Genomic DNA, 24920 nt, shown 5'->3' with positions numbered 1-24920 from the left:
CGGTCAGGCCGCAATCGTGTTCCTGCTGCTCATCTACCTCGCCGTCCGCGCCCTGTTACCGGACTCTCTTCAGGAGATCGACGAACTGGCCACGGCCATGCGCCTTCTCGGCCCGCGCGTCGTCTCCCCGACGGGGATCGGGGCGACTCCGTACGAGCCCGCCGCACCGCGGACCGCGGGGCGCTGCCGCGAGGCGGACCTCGAAGACCGGAGGCGGGGAACGACCCGGCAGGCCCTCCGGGTGACCGCCGCCTCCACGCTGTCCATCCTCGGTGGTCACCTGTCGTCACCCGACCACTGCTACTGGGCCGTCATGGCCACGTGGGTCGTGTTCATCAACACCGAGAGCACCGGCGAAGTCCTCCTGCAAAGCGCGCGCCGAGTGGCGGGCACGGTTCTCGGCGTGGTGTTCGGCTACGGCCTGGCCACCCTGGCCGGACCGTACGGCCCGCTGCTCCTGGTGCTGCTGCTGGCGTGCATGTTCGGGATGTTCTACACGCCGGCAGACGCCTACTGGGCGGTGACGTTCTTCATCACCGGCATGCTGAGCATGCTGCTCGCGCTGCTGGACACCTTCTCGACGGCCGTGCTCGTCCTGCGCGTGCAGGAGACCGCGCTGGGAGTCACCTGCGGCGTCCTCGCCACCGTGGTCGTGGCGCCCCTGACGGTCCGCCGGTCCGGCGACGAGGGACTGGTCCGCTTCCTGCTGGCCCTCAGCCGTCTGCTGGACGCGACGACGCGGAGCCCGAGCACCGGTACCACGACGAGCCTGATATGCGCGGCCCATGATCTCGACTGGGCGCTGGACGACGAGTACGCCACCCGGGTCACCGCGGCGGCCGACCGCGCGCAGGGGAGGGCGACGTGCCTGATCCGCCTCGCGCGACGCCGGCGGCGCACCGCCTCCCACCCGGAACGCCCCAAGATCACCGGCGCGCTGTCGCTGCTCTCCGGCGAACGGCGTACGCGACGCGGGCCACTGTCGCCGCAGGAGCGTCCGCAGCTCCATCTGAACCGTATCGACCTGATTCTGACCGAGCTCACACGAGCCTTTGATCCGCCGGTGCCGCCTGCTGAGCGGGTCGGCACACCTCGTTGTGCCCAGATGCAGTCAGGTGACTCATACCGCCGTCCACCACGGCCGGCGCACCATGGATGAGCAGGCGTGACCCCCTGAGGGCGGGGACGCCTCGGTCGGGGTCACCGCACCACCGGCACACCGCCCCGCAGGAGCGCGGCACCTCGCGGCCATGGTGCCGCTGAAGTCATCCGCGAGGAGGCAAGTCCGCGATCAAGGGCCGGGCGCCCTTCGCCCCCGTACACCGAGCAGGTCTGAGCCCCCGGAAAGGCACCACTGTGAACCACCGCCCTGACCCCGTCGTCGCCACCGCGGACCGGCCCGATCTGCACGGCCCCAACGCCCTGCTCGGTCCCGGCACGGCTCCCGCGGGCCTTGCCGCCCGCGTACACGAGACCTGGATCCGGTTCGCCAGGACCGACGAACCCGGCTGGGACCCGTACGACGCCGAACGCGGAGCGACCATGCGCATCGACACCGAGTGGACCCAGATCGACGGCCCCCGCACCCACGAACGCCAGGTCTGGAGCTGAGGAACATCATGACCAGAACCGTCATCAGCACCGAGAACGCCCCCATCCTGGGGGCCCCGCTGTCCCAGGGCATCCGCAAGGGCCCCATCCTTCAGGTCTCCGGGCAACTCCCCTTCGACCCGGACACCGGCGAGGTCGCCGGCGTCACGGTCGCCGATCAGACCGCGCAGACCCTGCGCAACGTCGATGCCGTGCTCAAGGCGGCCGGCGCGGGCTGGGAGGACGTCGTCATGCTGCGCGTGTACCTCACAGAGCCCGCCCATCTGGCCGAGATGAACCAGGCGTACGCGGCGGCTGTCGGCGCGCCCTTCCCCGCCCGCACCACCGTGTACATGCGGCTTCCGCCGGGAGTGCTCGTCGAGATCGACGCCCTGGCCGTGCTGGACGACTGATCACCATGGCCGGTCATCTGACACGGGCGTGCGCCGCCCTGAGGGTCGCGCGGGCGCACCTGCTCGACGCTCTGTGCGTACTGGCCGGACGACCGGCGCCTCCTCCTGGGGCCCATCCCGTACGCCGCATCCACGAGCGGGTCCTTCAGGCGGTGGAGTCGGTGCCGCCGGGCGCGCTCCAGCCGGGCGATGTGTACGCGGCCACGGACGTACAGGCGGGCCTCCTGAACGCCGAGGTCCCGGCCCCCTCCGACACGGCGGCCCTCTGCATCCGGCGCACGGTGGACGGTGTCGGCCCGGCCGACCTGTGGAAGCTGGCCCGCGGCACCGCGATGACCCGGGACGACCTCCTACGGGGCGCCGCCGCAGTCCTGGCGCCGGGATACCCCGGCGCCGGAGATCCGTTGGGCGAACTCGCCGCGCACACCCTCGCGCAGGAGGTCGCCGAACGGTCCCCGTGCCACTGGGGCCGCGACCACACCGAGGTGGTACGAGCCGCGCTGTACCGGATTCTGGCCGACCTCGCGGACACCCTCCTAGAGGTGTCGGACTCCACCCCGACACCCCTGAATTGGACCGTTCACGACAGCGGCCGCCGGTACTGCGCCACCACGGCGGGGCGCGGGGTGACACACGACGTACTGGTCCGTACCGCGCGGGGCACTCCCCTGGCGGCGGCACCCGTCTGGCATCGTCACCCCCCATGCCCCGCCTGGGAGTGGAGGATCACCGGCGGACCGGTCGGCCGCGGCTCCCGAAGTTGTGCCCCCTTCCCCTCCGCATTCGCGGCACAGCACGCCGCCGAGTGCGCGATCACCGCACTCACCGCCGGGAGATGCGGGCTGTGACCAGCGTCGGCACGGGGGACTGTGCCGGCCATCGCGCTGTGCCGCCGGCAGGGCGTCCCGGCTTGGCGGGTGCCACGCGCTCGAGTCCGGACGGAACCTCATGAGAGCTACCGGGCCGGCCTTCGGGCAGACTCGGGCCCGGTAGCCACTGGCAGGTGAGCACTCTCGAAACCTGGACGTCGAGTCCTATTGACAGATCGTGCCCTTGCCGGCGGTCGGGAGGACGGACCGCTGATGGGACGTCGTGCCCGCATCTTCGGTGGCGTGAGCACTTGATCATTAGGTGGCGGAGGTTCTTCCGCGGGCTGCTGATCATGCCGCCGAGGACGGGAGAGCGACTTGTTGTCCGTGGGCGATGACTGGGCCGAGGAGTACCACGATGTGGAGTTGCAGGACGAACGGGGGAAACGGCCGGCCAAAGCTCGACTCGAGGAGGGGATCGCCGGGATCTCCCGGCTGCATGAACTGATCGGGCGCCATGTGGAGTCGGACAAGGACTTCGACCGTGCAGAGGTCTTCATCGGGATCGAGACTGATCGCGGGCTGTGGGTCCAGGCATTGATCGCCGCCGGCTATCAGGTGTATGCCATCAACCCTGCGGGTGCCGAATATTCCTCCGTGCACGTCATGGAGGTGATGCGTTCTCTTGCGCTCCCGGTACGACATGATGGTTGATCGTGCCATTGTGCTTGGCCTACCTCACGGTCACGACCACCTTTTCTTTCCTGGGACTGCTCCCTCGAACCGATCCTGACAAGGAAATCGAAATCCTGGTGTTACGGCACCAGCTGATGGTGCTGCAGCGGCAGGTGACCAAGCCCGCGTTCACGCCGACTGATCGGGTCCTCCTCGCTGGGCTGCTTCACCGCCTGCCCACGGAGAGACTCCGGCACCTTGTGTTCGCCCAAGGCGGCCATCGCCACCACCATGTTCAAGGACCGCATCCAGAAACTCGGCGACTAGCCCTTCAGAGCCGCTTGACGACGTGCGAAACCGCAGGCCAGCGCTATGAGCGAGTTTTGGCACCGGACAGGCCACAACGTCCGGCCCGGAGAATTCCGACGTGACGATCCCCGAAGGAACGGGCGCGCCTGTGTTGAAGTAGCTCAGCCGACTTGTGTTCCCCGCGATGATCAGCAGCGATTGCTACCGGGACCTCGTACCCTGTGATCATCCTGCACGGGGCCAGGCGCCAACCGGCGCATTACGACGAGCTCGCCGGGCTGCTGTATTCTCGGGGCTTGAGCGTAGCGGTGCCCGATCCCTATGAGCTGTCGCTGGATGACAGCACCGGCCTGGTCGACGACATCGTCCCTGCCTCCGAGCGGCAGCCCTTGGTGCTCGGGCACTCTTTCGGCGGCGTCACCGCTGGCACGGTCCGTGTCACACGCGACCAGCGCTGGGTATGGGAGTGATCTCATTCCCCATTTCGGCGAAGCGTGGGGTGCCGCCGCAGAAATCCTCGGCGTCACCCCAACATGAGGGCAGTTCTGCCCGTGTGATGTACGTTCCCTTCGCCGGGAGCGTCACGACCAGTCCGCGCTCCCCGCGCCTTCTGGACGGCCCGCCTGATCGTGCCAGAGGCCACTGGCAGGGCGTGGTTAGCTCGACACGCCGTCGGCCCGGAATTCGGCCCGTACGACCGAAGCAGGCTTGATGACCCCGGCTGGGTTCGGCGGCGTGTGCCCGCCGTCCGTGGTGAAGTAGGCGATGCGACCATAGTCACCGGTGCCCCGGCCCCACGCGGCGCTGGACGGTCCGAGGAACTGGTGATCGATCGGATCGCCGACCATGACGACGGCCTCCGTGGCCGGAGTCGACGGATCCAATGGCACGCGGTACAGGGTGTTGTCGATGTGGGTCGTGATGTACGCAACGCCGGAGTTCTCGTCCATGCAGAAGTCGTCGACCGCATGGATGCCCTTCGCAACCACCTCCGGTTCGCCCACCGGCTCGTGGGTCACCGGGTCGACGGCCACGCGCATGAAGATCTGCTCCCACGAGCCGGTGTAGTACACGTAGTCAGAGTGCTCGGCGGCGCGGACGCCGTTGACGCCTGGGTAGGGGATGGAGAAGGTCTGCGTCAGGTGGACGGCTTGCTCCGGGTCCGTGCCCGGTGCCATGGAGTCGTGCCGCAGCCACACCTTGGCGGTCCCGGCAAGGCCGTCCTCGGTCAGGTTCACCCGCCAGATCAGGCCGGCCGCACAGTCGGCGATCAGGATCACGCCCGGCGCCAGCAGGCAACTGCCGTTCAGGCCCGCCGCGTGCGATGCGAAGGTCAGCGCCCTGGTCCGGTTCACCGGCGCACCGGGAGTCCAGCCACGCAGGTCGAAGCGGTCCAGCGCAGCCGGGGCCATGGAAGAGACGTAGAACACGTCAGGCTCAGCCTCGACGATGCTCATGGGCAGACCATCGAGCCTGTCCACGAGGACCGCACCGATGGTCGCGTTCTCGGCCGGGGCGGGCACCCACCACAGTTCCTTGCGGTTGAGAGCCGTCACCAGCATCGAACCGTCGGCACGGACGGCGATGTTCTCCAGGAAATAGTGCTCCGGCAGCGTCGCGATCGTCGTCAGCTTCGGCTTGTTGTCAACTGTCACTTTGATTTCCTCGAATGGTAGGGCTTCGTTATCGAATGTCGGCTGGTTCAGGAGCAGGAACCTGGAACATGGTCAGCAATGTGCACACCGTTTGGTATTGGCCCATGACCGCGCCGATGTCATACAGGCCCTGCTGACCGAACTCCTCTTCGGCTGCGTGGTAAAGGTCGTCATCAAGGCGGTGTTCGACCAGCAGTTGCCGCGCGACACGTGCCGCGAGCTTCTCATCGTCACTCAGACGGTCCGGCACCTCGCCGTTGCCGAGGGCCTCGATGAGGTCCGGCGAGAGACCGAGCCGACAGGCCAGGATCTTGTGTGCGTACAGCTCGTACTGGGCATTTTTGCCCCACACGGCGCCGACGGCGACGATCACGACCTCGCGCACCCGGTCCGACAGCGAGGTGTGGCCCGACTCCGCGGCCGCGAATCCGAGAAACCGCAACGCGATCTCCGGGTGGCGCAGAAAAGTGTTGAACGGGCCGATGAGCCGCCCGTCATCGGTTCTGATCCGAAATCCGGCGTCATTCGCCCAGGGCAACTGGTTCGCCATCACCGAATCGAAGAGTTCTTGCTGCGCGTGCGTCAATGTCGACGGGTCGACCAATGGCAGGCGCCCGCCCAGCGCATCGTCTTCAACTGTCATATTTCAAGGTTGATGCGGACGCCGCACAATGTCCAACGACGGTTTTCGATAACTCGGATCAGAGCCGGAGATGAATCGAACCTCAGCGGTTCGACGCCACGTGCCGCTCGACACACTCCTCGAACGCTCGGGCAGCGGCGCCGGGGGTACGGCCGGTGGCCGTGGCCAACGAGATGGGCCAGTCGAGGTCGGCGCCGGTGATGCGAAGCACGGCCAGATCCTCGTCCGGCAGCAGGACTGCGCGCGGGAGCAGTGCGACGCCGAAGCGGTGGCGGACGAAGTCGGTGCCGGCGGTGATGTCGGTGATCTCGATCGTGACGTGGTGCGCGAGTCCGGCGGCGTCGAAGGCCCGATCGGTGACGGTGCGGTTGCCGTAGCCGAGCGGAAAGTCGATGAAGGACTCCTCGGCCAGCTCGGCGATCGCCACCTCACTTCTTTTCGCGAGCGGATGATCCGACGGGACGACGAGATCCAACGGTACGGAGGTGAGATCCCGGACGCGCACACCAGCTGGCTGGTGGCCGGGAATCGAGACGAACGCCAGATCGAGCCGGCCCTCGGTCAGCGCCGCGAGGAGTCCTGGCGATCCGGTGCCGACGATCGCGAGCTGGATGGACACGGCGGGGTGCTCGTGGTGGAACTGCCCCAACAGGGTGGGCAGGTCGATCAGCCCGAGCGAACTCATCGTTCCGATGCGCAGCGTGCCACGGATGCCACCGGTGACCTGGTGCACCGCCTCACGCGCGTCCCGGGCGGCCTCCAGCGTGGCCCGCGCTTTCGGCAGCAGCTGCAGCCCGGCGTCGGTGAGCGTGATCTGCCGGGTGGTACGCAGCAGGAGCGGTGCCTCCAGCTCCCGTTCCAAGGCTGCGATCGTCGCCGACACCGCGGACTGGACGATGTGCAGCCGAGCCGCGGCCCGAGTGAAGCTGGACTCCTCCACGACCGCGACGAAGCACTCCAACTGGCGCAGCTCCATATGCCGATTATCACATCGGCCGATCAATCGGCTCCGCATCAGGTTCGAGGGGTCCGTGGCCTGGCCCCATCAGGACGTGAGTGGCGCAGCTCACGTTCGCGATCCTGGCGAGCGAGCGAGCCCTGCACGTGGACGGCGATCTGCGCGCCGCGCGCCGGTAGTTCGAGGCGGCCTATGAGGACGCCTAGGCGTGCGGTGACGTCAAGATGCTGGGGCGGGCCGCGCTGGAACCGCGCGGCACACCGCTCGGCGTAGCGGTTCGCCCGCGGCGTGCGCGGCGGGATCTTCACCACTGTCACGCCCGCGTCGGCGAAAGCCGCGTCGAGCACCGCCACGACGATCGGGATTCCGGACGCCGATCGGGTCTCCCTTCTCGGCGCGGACGTCGTTCTCACCGCGACGTGCCGGACATCGCCCGGGCTCGCGGATCGCCCGCGCCCGTCGCCGGCCGGCGGCCGCGGATCCTGCGGACCAGACCGAGGAGGACCGACCGCAGCGCCTCGGCCCGGCGGCTGGACGGGACGAACATCTGCTGCTTGAGCCGCGCGGTGCGCTGGTGCTTGGTGATGAACGGACGCAGCCCGGCCTCCCAGGCGTCCAGAGCGGTGGCGAGGTCGTCGGGGTGCTCCCGCAGGGCCGCGCTCAGTGCGGCGCCGCCGCGCAGCGAGGACGTGGCACCCATGCCCGAGTAGAGGTTCATGCACCACGCCGCGTCCCCCACCAGTACGACCCGACCCGTGCTCCACCGCGACATCCGCACCTGGTGCACCGAGTCGAACAGGTGGTCAGGGGCGTCTTCCAGGGAGTCCAGGACGTGCCGCACCACGGGGTCGTCCATGCCCGAGAAGACCGAGCGCAGCCGATCGATCCGCGACCCGCTGAACTGCTCCTGGATGTCCGTCGTCCGGTAGGTCAGCAGCGCGGTGGGCGCGTGGTCGGCGAGCCCGAACACCCACACCGCCCGCTTCGCGCGCGCGATGATGATGCTGTCACTCGCCTCGTACGACGGCACCTGCTCCTTCAGCTGGAAGGCGCAGATCATCGCTTTCCACGTGGTCAGGTAGTCCTCGTCCGGACCGAACACGAGCCGGCGCACACTCGAGCGCATCCCGTCCGCGCCGACGACCAGGTCGAAGCTCTCGCGGTACCGCGCACCGGCCTTCTCGAGCAGGACCTCCGCCTCGGCCGGACCCTCGGTGATCTCGACCGGAGTGGTCCCGAACCGCACCTCGACGCCGGTGACGCTCTGCCACAGCGCGGCCTCGATGTCCCCGCGCAGCACCGCTGCCGGCTCCCCGGGCTGATCCAGGAATCCCAGAGCCGGCCTGCGCCTGCCCCGGCGATCCACCGACCACGAATTCGCTCCGGTCGCCCGTTCCGGGTTGCGGGTGTGCAGGTGGTCGGCGATGCCCAGGTCGACCGCGGCCTGCCTACCCTCCGGGAACAGCCCGACGAAGTAGCCCCCGGTACGCCGCTCCGGCGCCCGTTCGACGATGACCGGCGTCCACCCGGCCCGGCGCAGCCCGATCGCCGCGGACATCCCCGCGATCCCGAGCCCGACCACCAACGCCCTCTTCCGCACAGCCGTCACCGCGCCGTGCCGGCCGGGGCAGCGGCCTTCGCCGCGGTGAACCCCGCTGCCAGCCGGCGGTGGACGACCCTGCGGATCAGCTCGAGAACGCCCGAAACCAGCACCTGGACCGGGCGGCTGGAGGGGACGAACCGCTGTTGCTTGACCCGTGCGGAGCGCCGCTGCTTGGTGATGTAGGGACGCAGGCCGGTCTCCCAGGCGTCCAGCGCGGCGGCGAGGTCGTCGGGGTGCTCCCGCAGGGCCACGCCCAGCGCGGCGCCGCCGCGCAGCGAGGACGAGGAGCCCATGGCCGAGTAGGTGTTCATGCACCAGGCCGCGTCCCCCACCAGTACGACCCGACCCGTGCTCCACCGGGGCATCTTCACCTGGTGGATCGAGTCGAACACGTGGTCGGGGGCCTGTTCCAGGGATTCCAGGACGTGGCGGACCACGGGTTCGTCGTCCATCCCGGAGAAGGCTGCGCGCACCTGCTCGATCGACGGCCCGGCGAACCGGTCCGGGATGTCCTCGGTGCGGTAGGTCAGCCACGCGCAGGGCGCGTGGTCGGCGAGTCCGAACACCCACATCGCACGCTTGGGGCGCGAGACGATGATGCTGTCGCCCGCCTCGTAGGAGGGCACTTGCTCCTTCAGTTGGAACGCGCAGATCATCGCCTTCCAGTTCGCCAGGTAGTCCTCGTCCGGACCGAACACCATCCGGCGCACGCTCGAGCGCATCCCGTCCGCGCCGACCACGAGATCGAAGTCCTCGCGGTACTGCTTCCCGGTGCCGGCGTCCTCGAGCAGGACCCGCACCCCGCCGGCGCCGTCGGTGATCTCGACCGGAGTGGTCGCGAACCGCACCTCGACCGCGTCCTCGGTCTCGTTGCCGGTGATGCCCTGCCACAACGCGGCCTCGATGTCGCCGCGCAGCACCGCTGCCACCCCGCTGGGCGCGTCCAGCAACCCCAGGGCCGGCTTCCGCCTGCCCCGGCGATCCACCGACCACGAGTTCCCGCCCGGTCGCCATTCCGGGTTGCGGGTGTGCAGGTGCTCGTCGATCCCCAGGTCGGCCACGGCCTGTACACCCTCCGGGAACATGAAGATGAAGTAGCCCCCGGTACGCCGCTCGGGCGCGCGTTCAACGATCACCGGCGTCCAACCGGCCCGGCGCAGCCCGATGGCCGCGGACATTCCCGCGATCCCGAGCCCGACCACTAATGCCCTCTTCTGCATGGCTTTCCTTTCTCCGATCACGTTCTGATGGCTGGACGGCTTAATCCGGCACGACGACGGCGCGGCTGCGGCCGGTGTGTGCCCACGCCTCACCGACCCGGCTCAGCGGGAACGCGGTGTAGGGCAGTTGCAGGGACCCGTCGGCGAAGCGGGCCATGACCTCGGGCGCCTCGGCGAGCATCTCCTCGGCGGACCGCGATCCGACGCCGCTCCCGGTGACCCGGATCCGCCTGCTGCGCAGCAGGTCCGCGGGCAGCGACGCCTTCGAGCCCGCGAGCGAGCCGATCTGCACGTAGGCCGTGTTCGCCTCGGTGTCCTCGCCGCTGCGACCCAGCACGGCGAAGGCGGCCTCGGCGACGGGCCCCCACAGGTAATCCAGCACGAGACCGGGCGACGTCTCGGATACCGCATCGGCCAGGGCCTTTTCCATGCCGTCGGGTCCGTCGTGGGCCAGTGAAACGGGCGTCGCTCCCGCGCCACGCAACTGTTCCAGCGCCTCCGGATCGCGCCCGGCGGCGATGACCCGCTCGGCTCCGAGCGCCAACGCCCCCTGCACGGCGAGGCTGCCCGAAATCCCCGTGGCGCCCAGTACCAGCACGGTGCTCAACGCCCCCATTTCCTTGCGTCGCGAGGTGAGGACCATCCAGCCCGACAGCGCGGGGTTCATGCCCGCGGCGATCGCGAGTGGATCCGCCCCCGCCGGAACCTCCGCCTGGAAGGGAGCGACCAGCCGCTCGGCCATCGTCCCGAAGGGTGGACGCGCGTATCCGGTGTAGACCAGGCACCCGTCGCCGGTGCGAGCGACCGCGTCGATGCCCGGCACCAGCGGATACGTCAGCTGCCCGTGGCTGTAGTGCCCCCCGGTGGCCAGCCCGCGAACGATGTTGTGCAGGCCGGCACCGACGAGGTGCAGCGGCTCGTGACCGGGTGGGACCGTCGGCTCGGGGAAGTCACCGCAGACGGGTGACGTATCGGGGACGGTGACGACTGCAGCACGCATCAGATTCTCCTTAACTAAGTTCAACGCTGTAGTCAGCGTGCCTGAACAATGTTAAATTGTCAACCATGACCAAGGGCCTCACTCGGGAGCGGATCATCACGGCGGCGCTTGAGCTGCTCGACGACCAGGGCATGGACGCCCTCACCGTTCGCGCGCTCGCCTCCCGGTTGGACGTCCGCGCCCCCGCCCTCTACTGGCATGTGCGCAACAAGCAGGAGCTGCTCGACGAGATGGCCACCGAGGTCATGCGCCGCGTGAGCAGCGCCTTCGCCGCGGTCTCGCCCGGCGACGGCTGGCGCGACGACCTCACCGCCTACGCCCGAGTCCTGCGCTCGGAGTACCTGCGCCACCGCGACGGGGCCCGCATCTTCAGCGGCACCCGGATCACCGACCCGGACGTGGTCCGCATGAAGGAGCCGTTGTTCGAACGCTGGACCGGGGCCGGCTGGAAGCCCGTCGACGCCGACGACGCCGTCGACGTGGTTACCGCGTTCGTCGTCGGCTTCGTCATCGAGGAGCAGGAGCGACGCCAGTCCACCGAGACCGATCCGACGCGCTACTCGACCACCGAGCGCGACGCCTGGCTCGGCGAAGGCGCGTCACTGGTGAAGGAGGCCGGGCACCTCCACGACGACGGCGACCAGCGGTTCGAACGGCATCTCGGCATCGTCCTCGACGGGCTCGCCGCCCGACCGGACGCGTGAGTCATCCGCGCCTGCGAGCCGGCACGAGCCGCCGCCGGGCCTGACGTGAAGATCCCGGGGATCCGTCGAGAAGTAGCCAACCCGCTGAATTCGGGCAGCTGCCTTCGCCGACGACGTGTTTCTTCCCGTCCGAGCTTCATCGACCCGGCTGAGCGGAGTCGGGTGCGATGATGGGGTTCTGGACACGTTCGTAGATCACCGAGCTGCGGAAGCTGATCACCTCGCGTCGTTTGCGAGCCAACATACAGCGGGCGGCTCCAGCCGGTCGCCGCGCCGGGTACTGGCAAAGCCGTGTGCCACCGTGGGGGCCGTGATTTGTAGAGCCTGTCGCCCGGTGCGCGGAAGGTCCACAACCGGCGGCCGAGCCTACCTCGGCGGCCCCGACGGCAAGCTGCACGCCCTGGACGCCACCAGCGGCCGGGAACGGTGGAACCGCAGCGCCGACGCCGGTAACAGGATCACGGTCGCAGACGGCACCGTGTATACCGGCCCCGCCCCCACATTGGGCTGCGGAGCGTCCAGCGATCGCTTACGGACACCATTGGGCAAGGATGGACTCGACTTTGTGGTCACGAAGACGATCAGGGTTCTTCTGTAGCTTGGCCAGCGCCTTCGGGGCTGCCTTGTCGAGTTTGGCTCGTGCTGCTTGGCCCACGATTTCGATCAGAGGAACCGCTCTGGGCAATACTATGTAGCGTAGCGGAGCAAGTCTCTTTTCTGGGTCCAAGAGAGATAGAGCGACGCCAACGGCCTTCTCTTCACCTGTGGCCAGGCTGCGCAGGTATTCAGCAGCCATGGCATTCTCCCAGGCGAGCCCGGGTTTTGCAGACACCCACTCGGTCAGAGGTTCTTTTACGCTCACGAGTAGAGGGAATGCTTGAACGCGAACGGGAGACATTGCGTCTGTATTTGCTGGTATCTCAGCCAGAAGCCTTTGCCGCTGGGATAGGTTTGCGAACTTCCAAGCCGCAATAAGCCATGCTGCTGCCAGCCGTTCGCGTTCGGGAGAGTGAGGGCCTCTTGTTAGTCGCAAAAACTCCTTATCGCAGGCAGCAAAAATTCGGCCCCAAAGAGGAGTGTCATTTGCGACAGGTGCAGAGGAAATTGCCTCTGCGGCTAGAAGCGATATGTTCGCATAGAGATCACTGTAGTCTTTGCTGAGCTGTACGAGATCCGCAACAGTGGCCTCGGTGAGTGGCCAGGAGCGGACATACTCAAGGATCGGCCCAGCCGCACCCGGATCGTCATCTATGTCGCCGCGCCAGAAATCCCACCACGAGGTCACTCCCACCCTTCGGTGCAGGGTGTATATACGTCGTGTAACTCGACCCCAGCGCTTAGGGCGATCCTCGCGAACTCGATGTTCGACGGAAAGAGCCTGAATGCGTTCGAGATGATCCATGGTTGGCTCAATCTCATGCAGTATCCCTACTTCTGCCTCTTTCAACTCTTCGGTGATTCGGTCTATTTGTGCATTCGTCTCTACCATCGCGGCGGTGAGATAGCCGCTTAGGCTCGTTACTGTCGTTTTGGCCGCATTTGGGTAGAGGCCAAGCGTCTCCAAGCTGCGTTGCAGACGCGCGACGCATCGCTCCCCATCCTGCGGAGTTTTTACGCCGATGAGAATATCATCCATATATCGCGTGTAACGGCCGTCTTGTCCCTCCTTGTCGAACTCTTCATCCACGTGAAAAAGGAGGCTGTGTGCAATTTCTCTGGATGCCCCTATGTGCTCCTGAGGGAGACCCATCAGTGAAACTTCGGAATAGTTGCGGCGCGGCATCACCCTGTCGATGATTTGGATACACAGTCGCACCACTTCTTTCTCTAGGCTGGTTTGGCTGTGCAAGTGTTCCCGCACGGCCTCCAGTCGGATTGATGGGTAGAAATTTGCTATGTCGGACTCCACGAAGTACTTCACCTGCTCGTGGTCCACCATCTGCAGAATGTGGCCTTGTCTCGCCAGCCAGAATCGGAACCAGTCAAAGCTGTCCCCTGCCTCGGCAGGATTGCCCTGCTCGGGCTTGCTGGCCGTGCCCTTGTCTCCGTGAGCAACACCTACCCATTTGCGGGCTTGCGTCGTAAGTTCACTTCGCGCCAACCAAGTTATAGTGCTATAGACGAGCGCATCTCTTGGAGCGAGAAAGCAGAGTGGACGGGACAGCCCCTTTCCCTTCGCCATCCGCACGATCTCGCCCGGCTCGGGCGAATAGCGGCCGAGCTGCAGATCCTTAGCTAGTGCCGCTACCAGCGTCTCCAGGCCCCATTCGTACGCCGCATAGTGAAGAGGGTCGGGCGCCATATTGAAGTCGCTGAAGGTCATACGGCGCAGTGCTGGCCGAACTTCCTTGCGCCACACCTTCTTGAGGAGGGCTTCGTCGGCTACGTGCTGTAGAGGGGTTGGCACGTTGGTACGTTACACGTCCACAGAGCCCAAACGGGAAGGCTTATACGGAGGATAGGGCCTCGCAAAGTTGCTGGTAGCGAAGCCCGGCCTTCCCGGGGCCAGCGAGTTGTGTCCGAACTGACTAAAAAGGCGAGGCTGCAGCCGAGTGGTGGCACAGGTTCTGGTACCCGCCCGTTGACCCGCGCCCCATGACCCCGCCCTGCAAGCCGCAGACCTCCGCAACACGCCAGGCGGAAGCTCCCCAAGCAGACGTGTGAGCACTGTGGCAAGCCGTACACTCCACTAAAACTGCCCTCCAAGTACTGCCGTCCAGCGTGCAGGCAGGGCGCGCTGGCCAAGCGTAAGAAGGAGAACCCCTCATGACCAGGATTCTCAACACGCAGAACGCTCAGATCACCACCGCGACTGTGCAGGTGCAGACCCTCACCATCTCGGGCAAGCAGGTGACTCTGTCCGTCTTCCGGCAACTACGAGAGCGCACTCTCATGTTCGCCAACGCCAGCCTGACCGGTGTCCCGTGGGGCTATGTCAACTACCACCCTGACAAATGTGGAAGCGACGACGAGCACCTGCACGTCGTCTATCAGTCGGGAGACGATCTCTACCGCAGTCGAGTCGATAGGCCCTCGTGGGCAGGGAAGTACTTCTGGTCCGATTGGGCTGACCAGGCCATCCAGGGTAGGTACTGCGAGAACGGCCATCAGCGGCCGAAGTGGCTCGACCGCGTGGATATCTGGAACGAGGAAGAAGGCGGTCGATACGACGCGTCTGCCTTCACTATCGGCGGAGTGCAGTGTCAGGCCAAGCCCGTCTACATGTACCACCACTCCCCCGCAGACTGCATGAGCAAAACCCAAGCGAAGAAGGCGTGGGATGGCCTAGAGGCTGAGGTCGCGGAGGAAGCCGAGGATCGCAAGGCGCTTCGAAAGCGATGGGCCGAACTGTCTGCGTTACCCCACCTGTTTATCGCCGTCTGACACGCCCAGGCCGGCTCATCCGAATTGAGCCCGGCCTCTCACCAGCAGGATCCCATGACCTTTGGCGCATGGCTTGCCGCTCAAGCGCACCGCAGCGGCCCCATCGGCGATCTCACCCGCGACTACCTCGGCTCGTGCGGATGCGGGAGAGGCTCATGTGGCCGTCGCCGCCCGTACTCGGTGGCCGGCGTACGTCGCGACATTGACCACCACGGCGGCCATCCCGACGCCCTCGACGCCCTCGCCCAGGCCGCCGCCGAGTGGCAGTCAGGCTCGTAGGCCGTGCCCTACCTCGTGACCGCCCGCCGTGTGCAAGGCCGGTGGCGTGTCGAGCCCTGCCCCGGGTGGACAGAGCGGCGATCCCGAGGTGAAGTCGATGTGCCGGCCGGACGGTAGGCAGGCTTCGATGGCCTCCAGAAGGACCAGGTCGATGTCGGCCAGGGCGGCGCTACCGGCGTTCAGCATGAGCTGAAGGTGGGCACCTCAGACAACAGACGCCGGGTGATGGCGCACACCATAGACAAGATCACGAAACCTATCCCCAGGTGACCCGGACCAGCCAATCGGCGCCCCAGAGCCCTTCATCCCACCGGGCGAAGGGCTTCTGCGCTTCAAGTACTCGAGTTCTTGAGCCCCGCACTCGCTCCCGAGGCCGACCGAATGGCTCTCACTGGGAACCGGCCGGCGGCCCCAGCGCCGGAAGCGGTCCAACCGTGCCAGAGTGATCTACATGATCCCCGCACACGTCCCCGACGAGCCACCGCTCATCTACGCCGACAGCTTCGACGTGCCGGTCCTTTTCCGTAACGGGCCTGCGAAGAAGCCCAGGAGGCAGTGGCGGACGGCCAAACACAAGCCGTGGGTGGGGTCAGCCGGGTTCCCGGCGACCGGCGGCTGGTACGTCCCAACCGCCACTTGGCGGGAGATCATTAAGGCCGCCATTGAGGTCGGCCGCGACGTCACCCCACACTTGCAGAATCAGCCGCGGTACGCGCACGGGGAACTCGTCGCCCGGGTTTCCCCGCTGTACGCCTACCTCGGCATGCACCCCGTCCAGCCCCAGCACCCTGTACTAGGCACCACGGGTCGACGCCTGACCCTGAATCCGGTCTACGCGTACGGCACGGAGCGCAGCGCGAAAAACGCCGCCTCCTACCGGCTGGGCATGACGATGACCGAGTGGGCCTGCCGCTCACTGCTGGGCCTCGGTCAGACCGAGCACCTCGAACTCGGTGGCCCGATCCCCGCCCTGCTCGACACGTTCAGGGATCCGAAGGAGAAGCTGCCCGATCTATGGGGGCAGCATCAGGCAGAGGATCTGTACTGGCTGATCGAGGCCAAGGGTGGCGACGTGGGCCTCGGCACGCTCCGCAAGGGGTGGGCGCAACTGGCCGCCGGCAGCAAGATCCTCGGCTCTTACGCCCATCGCACCGTCCTGGTCGGAGCGTCCGTACGACCCGGAGACGACCTCTTCCTCACCATCGACCACGACCTGCACCCCGAACAGTGGCCGCTCACCTCAGCCGGACTCAACGTCGACGACGAGTCAGCGGTCGGCCCAGGCAATCTTGAGGACCGTCTCGGCGACAGCGACGACGCGCTTATCGGCGCGGCCCGCGCCCAAATGCTCGCCTACCTGGCGCTGCGCTCCGCTCCCGCCTCGCAACTGCGCACCGTGCCCGTTCCCACCGACCGCGCTTCCCGTCGTCGGCGCTCCGGGCTGACCACCCCTCTGGAAGGCGACGACTTCACCCGCGCCATGCGGGCCGAAGCCCGCGGAGTAGCCCCCCACACCGAGCGGCATACCCTGCGCGCCAGAATCCGTTCCATGGGCCTCGACGACTTCCTCACCTGCCGCATCCCCGGAACCGAAGTTCACCTCGGCATGTCCCGCAAGCTGTTCGCCGCCTGCGAGCGCCTCCGCGAGGAAGACCTCGCCATCACCCGGCGCACCCCGGGGCTGCGCGCCGAGGACCAGCCGACCGATGTCCAGGAACTCAGCGACGACGCTCAGGAAGAACAGCGACTCACCCAGCGGCGAATCTTCCGCGAGCAACAGGAGGAAGCCCGCCCCCGACTGCGCCCTCTGCTCCGCGACGCCTACGAGCGGGGAGCGATAAGCGACTGGAATAACCTGCTGCGCCGTCCCCAGGAGCTAGCACTCGACCTGGAAGGCGACGAGGGGCTCCTCGAAGCGGCGACGCCGGAGACGTACCTGGCCGTCAGCCGCGACGGCCTACCTCCAGCACACGCCTAGCTTTTAGAGCTTGCATTCGATAAAGGGTAACCTCAGGTCAAGTGGCCGGGGTAGCTCCGGGGCGAGGCGGTCAGCGCGGCCGGATAAGTCCCGACCGGCCACCCTAGGGGCCGTTGATATGCGGGGCGAGTGCTCCAGCAGGAAGGCTCGCGGGCTGGGCATCTGCGATGCGCATCTGATCATCCAGCCGAGGCCAGCGCTCGGCGGGCGGCTTCAAGGGCGAACCGGGCCGGGTCGACCTCCTGCGGGCGTTCCAGACCGGCCCAGCGGACGTATTCGTCGTGCTCGTCGTGTCCGGGATCGGCCAGCACCAGGCGGAGGTATGCGTAGCCTCCGATGCCGCCAACGTCCTCTGGTGGGCAAGCGCCCGCCCCGTCCACCAGCACCGGGTAACGGACCCATTCCTCAGCGATGGGGATCTCCTCCAGCACGACGTCATGCCGCCAACTGTCACCCAGGTCGTACTCGTACTCCATGACCGCCCCGACCTCTGCGAGCACCTCCGCCAGCGAGGTCTTCTCCTCGTCCATGATGTCCAGATCCCATTCGGGTGACGGTTCGCCGTACAGGACACCGCCCACCGTGAACAGGTGGAGATGACGGCCCTCCCAGTCCATCGCCGCGACCAGGATGCGGTGCAGCCCGTCGATCGTGATCCCGGGTGAGATGAGCAGGCGCCGCCAGATCACCGGATCCGCACTCTCCTGGAGCGTCACCCGGATCTGATAGATCGGTTCTCCCGGTGCGGCCTCACCCAGGCTGCGCCGTGCGGCGTTCACCGCCACCGGGGTCAGGGTCGCCGTCTCCTGCGTGAGCTCTACCGCGCCCAGCCGGGCCAAGACGGCCAGCAGTCGATCGAGGTCGCGGTCAGTCATCCGGCGCTGCGCTTGCGGGTCGTGCATCTCGTAGTACGGCGACGCGATCTCCCAGGCCAGCTCCCGCAGATCCGCAACGGGCACCGCCCCGCCGTACAACCTAAGCAGCAACGCCGGCCAGATGAGCGTGAACTCCTCGCCGACCAGCGACGCGTACCAGTAGTTCTTGGGGAAGAGCGCCTCGCTCATCTTCCCCAGCGCCGCGAACGACGCCTCCCACAATCGCTCCGAGTCCTTCAGCAGTGGCGCCGCCTTCTTCACCGGCAGCAGTCGCCCCTTGACCACCCGAACCAGCCCAGCCGCTTTGGCCCATTCCACGATCAGGTTCAATCCGGGCAGTTCGGTGCTGCTCTTCGTGCGGAACAGCCGGTCGCCGATCTTCGGGTCGATCTCGTCGCCGGTCTCCAGCAGCGCCACCAGCGCCCGCGCGTCCGACAGCGTCAGGTTCCCCGTCTGGGTCAGCTTCCGGCCTCCGCCCACCCACTCGGTGAACGCCCGCAACTCCTCCTGCATAGCGTTCAGAGTATGACCCAGAGGCTGGCCTCAGTCGCTCCTGCCACGCGAACCAGCCCTTCCTGACCCCTGGGAGACGCCAGGATCGGCGCCGTGGCGAAGAAGCGCAGGGCGAAGGCGAACCCCGCGTGGGGAGTCAGCGGTCACCCTGTCCGGCGCGCGCTGCGACTCACCGCCCGTCAGCCTTCGCCCGACCGTGTCTCGGGCACCCCCAGGGTTGGACTTCGTCCGCAGTAACGGGCGCCCGGGTCGGAAGGATTCCTCATCGTGGGTTTCTATGTGCGCACCAGCCTCAGGGCCGGACCGTTCCGTTTCACCCTCAGCCAGGCCGGAATGGGAGTCTCAACCGGAATCCCGGGCCTTCGGGTGCGGATGGGCCCCCGCGGCAATGTCGTGCACATGGGACGCGGAGCGATCTCCTACCGCACCACCGCACCCGACCATGATGTGGTCATGAACGATGTCGTCAACCTGGTCCCGGCCCAGCCGAGTGACATCGTCCAGCAGTTGCAGAAGGCCGCCAAACGCCGGCTGTACTGGCCGTTCGCCCTGGCCGCCCTGCTCGTCGCGGGACTGGTGACGGGACGCTTCGGCCTGGTCATCGTCGCCGTCGGGCTGCCTTGCGTGCTCTGGGTGGCGTTGCGCGATCGGGCGGCTCGCGCGGTGGTCGTCATGTACGACGTGACCGACGAGGCCGCTTGGCGCTTCGATCAGCTCGTCACCTCGATCACCGATCTCCAGCGAGCCCACGGGTTCTGGCTGATCACCGCATCCGGCGCGATCACCAGCACCCACCAGTTCAAGGTGAACGCCGGCGCCTCCAACCTGCTGCGCAGGCTGAACGCCTCAGCCCTGCTGGCGGGACCGCGGATCCTGGTCACCAACGTCGCCGTCCCGACCCTGACCGCAGGCAACCTGTCGGTGCACTTCCTCCCCGACCGGGTCCTGTTCCAGAACGGCCGCCACGTCGCCGACCTCGCCTATCAGCACCTCCACGTCGGCATGGAACACGCCCGCTTCATCGAAGAAGGCCCGGTGCCACGCGACGGCACGGTCGTGGACTCCACCTGGCGCTACGTCAACGTCAAAGGCGGCCCCGACCGCCGTTTCAAGAACAACGCCCGCCTGCCCATCCTGCTGTACGGCAGGCTCATCCTCCGCAGCCACAGCGGCCTCAACCTCGTCTGGGATGCCTCACAGGCCCCGCTCGTCCACGCGGTGGCGAACACCCTCCACCAGTCCATCGCCGCTCGCCCAACCGTGATCCACCCCTGAGAAGGACCCGGGGTCTGTTGTCGGCCAGCGCGCCGCTCACGCACGTGACGGGTGTCGGAGGCGGGACGCGCCTTGTCTGCGGCAGATCCGCATGGGTCAGAATGTGCCGATGACGATCTCCGCTGACGCCTTCGGTCCGGACCGGATCGTGACGGCCGTTCTTCGCGACGGCGATCGGGTGCTGCTGTGTCATCGAAGCGCCCGACGCCGTTGGTATCCCGACGTGTGGGACCTGCCGGGCGGTCATGTCGAGGAGAGGGAGGATCCGAAAGAGAGCCTTGTCCGCGAGCTTCGGGAGGAGCTGGGAATCACGGCACCGGAGCCGTCCGGCCCGCCGATGCAGGAGATCCGGACCGCGACGTTCGCCATGCAGATCTGGTTGATCGACAGATGGACCGGAACACCCGTCAACGCCGCACCGGACGAGCACGACGCTGTGGCGTGGTTCAAGACGCCCGACCTGGACAGCCTGCATCTCGCCCACGAGCCGTATCTCTCGATGCTCACCACCGTGCTCGTCACATGACGTCGCTCCGGAAGCCAGGGGTGCGCGCTCATCGGCGCTAGTTGACGCTGTAGATCCTGTGCGGATGCCAGCAGCTCGTCCGGAGCACGACAACCGTTCTCGTACGCCATCAAGACATCGGTCAGTTGGCGACTCGCCGCTGCAGAGTCGCCGAGGAGCAGACACGCGTAGGCCAAGTTCAGCTGAGCGCTCAGGGTGTCCTCGTTGTCGCTGCCGAGGTGCGAGGCCAGTGGGTCGACCAGGGCAGCCAGTTCGCGAATGGCGCGGTTGACCTCGCCCTGACGGAGAGCGACCGCCGCCGCCTGACTGAGGGTTCGCAAGGTGTCAGGGTGCCCCGTGCCCAGAACGTCGCTCTGCGCCTCAGCTAAAAGCCGTAGCTGATGCTCGGCGGCGGTGTCTTGCTCTTGCTCGAAGTACACGTCCGCCAGGTGCCGGCGCACCGAGAGCAGACTGGGATGACTAGTGCCGTGAGAGGCGAGGACAGAGGTCAGCAGGGACTGCAGCACGTCCTGCGCCTCAGCATGTCTGTCGAGCAGACGAAGCGTGTCGGCGTGGCCCAGGCGGGCGACGACTGTCTCGGGGTGAGTGGGACCAAGCGCCGCTACCAATGCCTCGGCCGCAGCACGGAAATGTCCCTCGGCCTCGGCGGGCCTCCCCGTCGCGGAGAGCAACCCCGCGAGAGTGCCCTGGGCTCGATGGGAGGACGTGTGCCCTCGGGGAGCGATACGGGCCCACGTCGCATGGATGGCGCGCAGCTCTGTCTCAGCCTCGTCGAACCGACCGAGCTGTAGCAACGCGTTGCAGACGTTGTGTCGGGTGACCAGCGTGCTCGGATGGTCGCGGCCCAGCGTCCGTCTTTCCAGGCGGAGAGTCGCCTCGAACTCGTCGAGGGCCTGCTCGACTTCACCGAGTTCGAGCAGTAGGTCCGCCAGTTCGTGGCGGGAGGCTAGCGTATTGGGAGAAGCGTCGCCCAGCGCGTTCACCATGTCGGGAAGCAGTTGCTCGAACGAGTTGCGGGCCTGGGCGAGGTTTCCTCGGCCACGCAGCACTCTGGCGAGTTCGTGGCGCGCCGCGAGGGTGGTCGAATGCTCGGGACCTAGGACGGCGATCAGATGCGGTACGAGTCTCGAGAACTCCGTGTGCGCGCCCTCGACATCGCCCCGGTCGAGGCGGAACCGGGCCAATTCGTGGCGAGCGGTCAACGTATTCGTGTGATCAGGACCGAGTACCCGCGTCGCTGTGCGCAGAATGTCACCGAAGTCTGCCTCCGCTTCATCGAGACGATCCTGATCGCGTTTCAGCAGGGCGAAGTTGTGCCGTGTCGTCAGCACAGTCCTGAGGCCATCGTCGGGAGCGGTGTGGGCGTACGCGGTCAGGGCATGGCCAAACTGCTCCTCCGCCACTGACCACTGGCCTGACTGCTGCGCGTACACCGCCGCCCGATCTGCTAGGTCGCCTCGCATCCGGTGCTCCAGCGCGACAGCGTGCGTCGTGTCTGCCGCGACGTGGACACAGTGCGGCAGCAGTAGCCGCCACAGAGGCCAGTTCGCCGGGACGGCCGGGTCAAGCCCTTTCGTCACCATGGCAAGCAGGGCGGTCGACAGAGCCGCGTACACCGGTGCTGCCTCGACGGCGGCTGGCTGGGTACGGGTGATCTCCCTGACAAGTGGGTGGACGATCAGTGTCTCGGCCGTCGAACCGAGCCCCTCGAAGCGCCGACGGTGCAGCAGTCCGCACCCAAGCAGACCGCGTACCGCAGCTTCGAGCCCAGACGAGGACAGATTTTTGAAGTCGTTTGCGGCAGCGAGCACACTCCTACGAAGCAGGGCGACCGGCAGTGGCTCAGGTGCGAAGAACGAGATCAGCCGGAACAGCGGCCGCGCGGCCACCGTACCCCGCATCTCCAGCAGATCCAGCGACATCTCCCATGTACGGGCCAGCGGGCCGTGTGGATCGTGCGGCAGCGCTGTGACCGCCTCGGCGAACTCCGCGTCCAGCGCCTCCCGATACGCAGCGAATGTCCGAGGCGCCTCCGACTCGGGGAGCACCAGGTCACCGCTCGTCATCGCCAGATACTTGCCCACGAGCAGCAGAGCGAGAGGAAGGCCGCCCAATCGCCGCGCCAGGTGTACTGCATCGCCCTCGGAGCCAGCGTCGGGCGCCAGTTCACGGAGCATCTCGGCGCCTTCGGCCTCGGAGATCGGGGCAACGGCATGGATTGCCGCCGACGTCCACCAAGAGTCGGAGCGCTGGTCGCGGCTCGTCACTACCACCGTGTTCCCCGTGACCGGCTGCCTGATCCAGTCCCGCACCACCGCCGGGTCGTTGGCGTTGTCGACGACCAGCAGCCATGGCGCAGTGGTCGACCTGTTTAGAGCGTCCCACAGCACATCTCGGGCTGCCTCGTGGTTGCGCCACACCTCACGCGCCTCGGCACGCTCCACCCCTGCTTGTACGGCGACCTCACGCAACGCCGCCACGAAGGCGGCCGGGGTCGCGGCATCGACCCACCACACTGTCCGCCGTACGGCGACTCGTCGGGCGAGCGCCAGCGCGACCGTGCTTTTGCCGGTGCCGCCCATCCCGCACAGGACCAACCGCCCGCCGACGTTCGCCACCCGCTCCTCCAACGCGGTCAGCAGCGCCTCGCGCCCGCGGATCCGGTGCTCGACCAAGTCCTCGGGCACCGCCACCGACAGGTCGCCGATGGACGCGCCGCTGATACCCGGCAGCGGCGGAAGACTCAGATATCGCTCGGCCAGGAAGTAGAGTTCGGGCCTGATCAGGAGATCTGTCAGAGCAACCGCATCGAAGATGTCCAGCTTGACCTGGTGGACATCCCGCGCCTCATCCTCCAGCGTGTGTCGTGTGCTTACCGGCACCGGGGCCACTGTGAAGTACAGCACGTGTTGTACGGGACTGCCTTGGCCGCAGATCGAGGCCAAATCTCTTCTGATCTTGGCGGGGACGCGGTCCTTCTGGATCGTGCAGGCCAAGACGACCTTCTCCGTCGAAGCCAGGCGCGCGAAAGCCGAGACCGGCGACGGAGCCGCGGCAAGACTCGTCCAGAAACTCTCGGCGTCCCGACCCTGATCGCCCCCGCTGCTTACGGGGCCGGTCGCCGGCACCAAATTGCTCACGAGCACCAGACGGGCCACGTCCAGACAGAGCTGTTCGAATTCGTGGTGCGCATTGCGCTCCCCAAGATTGTCCAGGGCGAACCGGATCAACAGACTGGACTGCCTGGGAGTGTTCACCAGTCAGCTCCTCACCTCGGCTCTCACAGAAATCACCGACAGTGTGCCGCACCCCGCTGACATTGGTGCCGATCGGCCGAGGTGCAAACCTGAGTTCTTGAGCCTCACACGGTGCAGCAATGCACCGGGGCTACCCGGCGAGCGGAGGGCCGTGCAGAGGGACGCGAGTTGAGAATCCGGACTATATGCGCTTCGGCCCCGCTTGCCGGCGGGGCCGAGCCTCATGACGCCGCCGCCCGCGACCCCATGACCTATCGCGTCTTCGTGGACGTCGGGCTGTCCGCTGCGAGTTGGGTTCGTACGCCGTGAGGCACATGTACGCCGTGATTGCTCAGGTTGCGGATGAAGCGGGCGGCGAGCGGATCCGGTTCTGCGGACGTCACCGCCACCAGCTGTCTGACCCATCGTGGCGAGAACGATCGCACTGCGCCAGGAAAACCATCGCTGAGGGCGCTTACGGGGCACACGGCGATTCCCAGGCCGGCGGCAGCGAGCTGCGGTGCCGCGGTCGTCACCGCTGTCCTCATGACGGGCTCCGGGCGGACCCCGGCGCGGGCGAACGAGCGATCGAGCCAGGCGCTGAGGCCGTTCTCCGCCGCGTAGTGAACGAACGGCACACCTCCAAGATCCTCGAGGCGCACAGTCGGCTGCTCGGCCAGTGGGTGGCCGGTGGGTGCCGTCAGCACGATCTCTTCCTCAGCGACGGTGGTGATCGTGAAGCGGCCAGGCACGGGAGCGGGCATCAAGGCCAGGTCGACCTCGTCGGAGTCGACGAAGCCGTGGAGCTCGTCCGCCGCCGTGGATTCACGCAGGGTGATCGCCACCTCCGGGTGGCGACGGTGCCACTCGCGAATGACCGGAGCGAGCACGGACACCAGGCTCTGCGCACAACCCAACCGAAGTGACCCTCCGGTCGCTTCGCCGGCGGCACGAGCCGACCTCACCGCAGAGGTAGCCGCTTCGATCGCCCGTCTGGCATCCGCCACGGCGGCTCGCCCAGCGGGAGTGAGCCTGACCCCCCGGGGCTCGCGGCGAAGCAGGACCGTCCCTGTCTCGCGCTCCAGCGAAGCAAGCTGATGAGAGACAGCAGGCTGCGACGAATGAAGCAGCCGCGCGGCCTGGGTGATCGACCCGGAATCCGCGACCGCCACGAGACACTCCAACGCTCGAAGAGAAGCCATCCAAGAATTCTATTACAGAGCCTCGAAACATGAATATTTCTGAGGGAATGCCTTCAAGGCCATCGATTGCTCT

Annotated in this window: 23 protein-coding genes and 2 pseudogenes; 12 read left to right on the top strand and 13 right to left on the bottom strand. The window is 67.0% G+C overall.

Translation table 11 applies throughout. The annotated features are described in order from the left end of the window. Positions 1–16 precede the first annotated feature (16 nt). From IEY87_RS04240 to IEY87_RS04220, 5 genes and pseudogenes are all read left to right on the top strand, one after another. Positions 17–1159 carry an FUSC family protein gene (locus tag IEY87_RS04240; protein ID WP_225278044.1) on the top strand — a complete coding sequence of 381 codons (1143 nt, stop codon included), beginning with the start codon at positions 17–19 and terminating at the stop codon, positions 1157–1159. Positions 1160–1356: 197 nt separating this feature from the next. Next, entirely contained in the window at positions 1357–1611 is a 255-nt protein-coding gene (locus IEY87_RS04235) for a hypothetical protein (protein ID WP_225278045.1), read from the top strand. Positions 1612–1619: 8 nt separating this feature from the next. Then, positions 1620–2003 (top strand): RidA family protein, encoded by a 384-nt coding sequence (locus IEY87_RS04230; protein WP_189137102.1) that lies wholly within the window; start codon positions 1620–1622, stop codon positions 2001–2003. A 5-nt stretch (positions 2004–2008) separates the two neighbouring features. Next, a complete protein-coding gene (locus tag IEY87_RS04225; protein ID WP_225278046.1) occupies positions 2009–2851 on the top strand; it encodes a hypothetical protein in 843 nt (280 codons plus the stop codon). Positions 2852–3190: 339 nt separating this feature from the next. After that, positions 3191–3475 (top strand): annotated as a pseudogene (locus IEY87_RS04220) (IS110 family transposase); the annotation flags it as partial. 152 nt (positions 3476–3627) lie between these two features. Here the strand turns inward: IEY87_RS04220 and IEY87_RS04215 are convergent. Further along, the gene (locus IEY87_RS04215) at positions 3628–3786 is read right to left on the bottom strand and encodes a hypothetical protein (RefSeq protein ID WP_189137101.1); all 159 of its coding nucleotides are present in this window, start codon (positions 3784–3786) and stop codon (positions 3628–3630) included. A gap of 231 nt (positions 3787–4017) precedes the next feature. On the opposite strand from IEY87_RS04215, the gene IEY87_RS04210 reads away from it, so the two are divergent. Continuing rightward, positions 4018–4266 (top strand): alpha/beta fold hydrolase, encoded by a 249-nt coding sequence (locus IEY87_RS04210; RefSeq protein ID WP_189137100.1) that lies wholly within the window; start codon positions 4018–4020, stop codon positions 4264–4266. A 186-nt stretch (positions 4267–4452) separates the two neighbouring features. On the opposite strand, the gene IEY87_RS04205 is transcribed toward IEY87_RS04210, so the two are convergent. From IEY87_RS04205 to IEY87_RS04175, 7 genes are all read right to left on the bottom strand, one after another. Next, a complete protein-coding gene (locus IEY87_RS04205) occupies positions 4453–5451 on the bottom strand; it encodes a hypothetical protein (protein ID WP_189137099.1) in 999 nt (332 codons plus the stop codon). Positions 5452–5479: 28 nt separating this feature from the next. Continuing rightward, positions 5480–6094 (bottom strand): carboxymuconolactone decarboxylase family protein, encoded by a 615-nt coding sequence (locus tag IEY87_RS04200; RefSeq protein ID WP_189137098.1) that lies wholly within the window; start codon positions 6092–6094, stop codon positions 5480–5482. Between the two features lie 82 nt (positions 6095–6176). Next, a complete protein-coding gene (locus tag IEY87_RS04195; RefSeq protein WP_189137097.1) occupies positions 6177–7070 on the bottom strand; it encodes a LysR family transcriptional regulator in 894 nt (297 codons plus the stop codon). A 38-nt stretch (positions 7071–7108) separates the two neighbouring features. Further along, the gene (locus tag IEY87_RS45455) at positions 7109–7399 is read right to left on the bottom strand and encodes a hypothetical protein (protein ID WP_225278047.1); all 291 of its coding nucleotides are present in this window, start codon (positions 7397–7399) and stop codon (positions 7109–7111) included. Between the two features lie 62 nt (positions 7400–7461). Further along, a complete protein-coding gene (locus tag IEY87_RS04185; RefSeq protein WP_189137096.1) occupies positions 7462–8652 on the bottom strand; it encodes an FAD-dependent monooxygenase in 1191 nt (396 codons plus the stop codon). 5 nt (positions 8653–8657) lie between these two features. Further along, positions 8658–9875: an FAD-dependent monooxygenase gene (locus IEY87_RS04180; RefSeq protein ID WP_189137095.1), complete on the bottom strand. Its 1218-nt coding sequence runs from the start codon at positions 9873–9875 to the stop codon at positions 8658–8660. Between the two features lie 40 nt (positions 9876–9915). Then, positions 9916–10875 (bottom strand): quinone oxidoreductase family protein, encoded by a 960-nt coding sequence (locus tag IEY87_RS04175; protein ID WP_189137094.1) that lies wholly within the window; start codon positions 10873–10875, stop codon positions 9916–9918. Between the two features lie 65 nt (positions 10876–10940). On the opposite strand from IEY87_RS04175, the gene IEY87_RS04170 reads away from it, so the two are divergent. Beyond that, positions 10941–11579 (top strand): TetR/AcrR family transcriptional regulator C-terminal domain-containing protein, encoded by a 639-nt coding sequence (locus IEY87_RS04170; protein ID WP_189137093.1) that lies wholly within the window; start codon positions 10941–10943, stop codon positions 11577–11579. 529 nt (positions 11580–12108) lie between these two features. Here IEY87_RS04170 and IEY87_RS04160 read toward each other — a convergent pair. Further along, a complete protein-coding gene (locus IEY87_RS04160) occupies positions 12109–13986 on the bottom strand; it encodes an RNA-directed DNA polymerase (protein WP_189137091.1) in 1878 nt (625 codons plus the stop codon). A gap of 359 nt (positions 13987–14345) precedes the next feature. On the opposite strand from IEY87_RS04160, the gene IEY87_RS04155 reads away from it, so the two are divergent. Continuing rightward, on the top strand, positions 14346–14963 hold the full coding sequence (locus tag IEY87_RS04155; RefSeq protein WP_189137090.1) for a hypothetical protein: 618 nt from the start codon (positions 14346–14348) through the stop codon (positions 14961–14963). A gap of 54 nt (positions 14964–15017) precedes the next feature. Further along, a complete protein-coding gene (locus tag IEY87_RS04150; RefSeq protein WP_189137089.1) occupies positions 15018–15242 on the top strand; it encodes a hypothetical protein in 225 nt (74 codons plus the stop codon). On the opposite strand, the gene IEY87_RS04145 is transcribed toward IEY87_RS04150, so the two are convergent. Further along, positions 15231–15428, bottom strand: a complete 198-nt coding sequence (locus tag IEY87_RS04145; RefSeq protein WP_189137088.1) for a hypothetical protein — start codon at positions 15426–15428, stop codon at positions 15231–15233. The genes IEY87_RS04150 and IEY87_RS04145 overlap by 12 nt on opposite strands. A gap of 265 nt (positions 15429–15693) precedes the next feature. On the opposite strand from IEY87_RS04145, the gene IEY87_RS04140 reads away from it, so the two are divergent. Then, positions 15694–17220: a hypothetical protein gene (locus tag IEY87_RS04140; RefSeq protein ID WP_225278048.1), complete on the top strand. Its 1527-nt coding sequence runs from the start codon at positions 15694–15696 to the stop codon at positions 17218–17220. 179 nt (positions 17221–17399) lie between these two features. Here the strand turns inward: IEY87_RS04140 and IEY87_RS04135 are convergent, their stop codons facing one another. After that, on the bottom strand, positions 17400–18608 hold the full coding sequence (locus IEY87_RS04135; RefSeq protein ID WP_189137086.1) for a plasmid pRiA4b ORF-3 family protein: 1209 nt from the start codon (positions 18606–18608) through the stop codon (positions 17400–17402). Between the two features lie 267 nt (positions 18609–18875). On the opposite strand from IEY87_RS04135, the gene IEY87_RS04130 reads away from it, so the two are divergent. Together IEY87_RS04130 and IEY87_RS47095 are read left to right on the top strand one after the other, a co-directional pair. Continuing rightward, entirely contained in the window at positions 18876–19883 is a 1008-nt protein-coding gene (locus tag IEY87_RS04130) for a DUF4236 domain-containing protein (protein ID WP_189137085.1), read from the top strand. A gap of 91 nt (positions 19884–19974) precedes the next feature. Continuing rightward, positions 19975–20409 carry an NUDIX hydrolase gene (locus IEY87_RS47095; RefSeq protein ID WP_373294322.1) on the top strand — a complete coding sequence of 145 codons (435 nt, stop codon included), beginning with the start codon at positions 19975–19977 and terminating at the stop codon, positions 20407–20409. Between the two features lie 329 nt (positions 20410–20738). Here the strand turns inward: IEY87_RS47095 and fxsT are convergent. Both fxsT and IEY87_RS04120 read right to left on the bottom strand, forming a co-directional pair. Beyond that, positions 20739–23096, bottom strand: a pseudogene (gene fxsT, locus IEY87_RS04125) (FxSxx-COOH system tetratricopeptide repeat protein); the annotation flags it as partial. 821 nt (positions 23097–23917) lie between these two features. Beyond that, positions 23918–24847, bottom strand: a complete 930-nt coding sequence (locus IEY87_RS04120; RefSeq protein WP_189137083.1) for a LysR family transcriptional regulator — start codon at positions 24845–24847, stop codon at positions 23918–23920. Positions 24848–24920 lie beyond the last annotated feature (73 nt).

Source organism: Nonomuraea glycinis (genome assembly GCF_014646515.1).
Taxonomy (GTDB): Bacteria; Actinomycetota; Actinomycetes; order Streptosporangiales; family Streptosporangiaceae; genus Nonomuraea; species Nonomuraea glycinis.
This window is presented reverse-complemented; position numbering and strand designations above follow the sequence as displayed.

What these genes read in the sequence shown, in the direction of transcription:
- IEY87_RS04135 (WP_189137086.1), bottom strand. Translation starts at nt 18,608, where the DNA reads ATGCAGGAGGAGTTGCGGGCGTTCACCGAGTGGGTGGGCGGAGGCCGG.
- IEY87_RS04170 (WP_189137093.1), top strand. Translation starts at nt 10,941, where the DNA reads ATGACCAAGGGCCTCACTCGGGAGCGGATCATCACGGCGGCGCTTGAG.
- IEY87_RS04150 (WP_189137089.1), top strand. Translation starts at nt 15,018, where the DNA reads ATGACCTTTGGCGCATGGCTTGCCGCTCAAGCGCACCGCAGCGGCCCC.
- IEY87_RS04175 (WP_189137094.1), bottom strand. Translation starts at nt 10,875, where the DNA reads ATGCGTGCTGCAGTCGTCACCGTCCCCGATACGTCACCCGTCTGCGGT.
- IEY87_RS04200 (WP_189137098.1), bottom strand. Translation starts at nt 6,094, where the DNA reads ATGACAGTTGAAGACGATGCGCTGGGCGGGCGCCTGCCATTGGTCGAC.
- IEY87_RS47095 (WP_373294322.1), top strand. Translation starts at nt 19,975, where the DNA reads ATGGGTCAGAATGTGCCGATGACGATCTCCGCTGACGCCTTCGGTCCG.
- IEY87_RS04155 (WP_189137090.1), top strand. Translation starts at nt 14,346, where the DNA reads ATGACCAGGATTCTCAACACGCAGAACGCTCAGATCACCACCGCGACT.
- IEY87_RS04120 (WP_189137083.1), bottom strand. Translation starts at nt 24,847, where the DNA reads ATGGCTTCTCTTCGAGCGTTGGAGTGTCTCGTGGCGGTCGCGGATTCC.
- IEY87_RS04225 (WP_225278046.1), top strand. Translation starts at nt 2,009, where the DNA reads ATGGCCGGTCATCTGACACGGGCGTGCGCCGCCCTGAGGGTCGCGCGG.
- IEY87_RS04230 (WP_189137102.1), top strand. Translation starts at nt 1,620, where the DNA reads ATGACCAGAACCGTCATCAGCACCGAGAACGCCCCCATCCTGGGGGCC.
- IEY87_RS04195 (WP_189137097.1), bottom strand. Translation starts at nt 7,070, where the DNA reads ATGGAGCTGCGCCAGTTGGAGTGCTTCGTCGCGGTCGTGGAGGAGTCC.
- IEY87_RS04140 (WP_225278048.1), top strand. Translation starts at nt 15,694, where the DNA reads ATGATCCCCGCACACGTCCCCGACGAGCCACCGCTCATCTACGCCGAC.
- IEY87_RS04145 (WP_189137088.1), bottom strand. Translation starts at nt 15,428, where the DNA reads ATGCTGAACGCCGGTAGCGCCGCCCTGGCCGACATCGACCTGGTCCTT.
- IEY87_RS04180 (WP_189137095.1), bottom strand. Translation starts at nt 9,875, where the DNA reads ATGCAGAAGAGGGCATTAGTGGTCGGGCTCGGGATCGCGGGAATGTCC.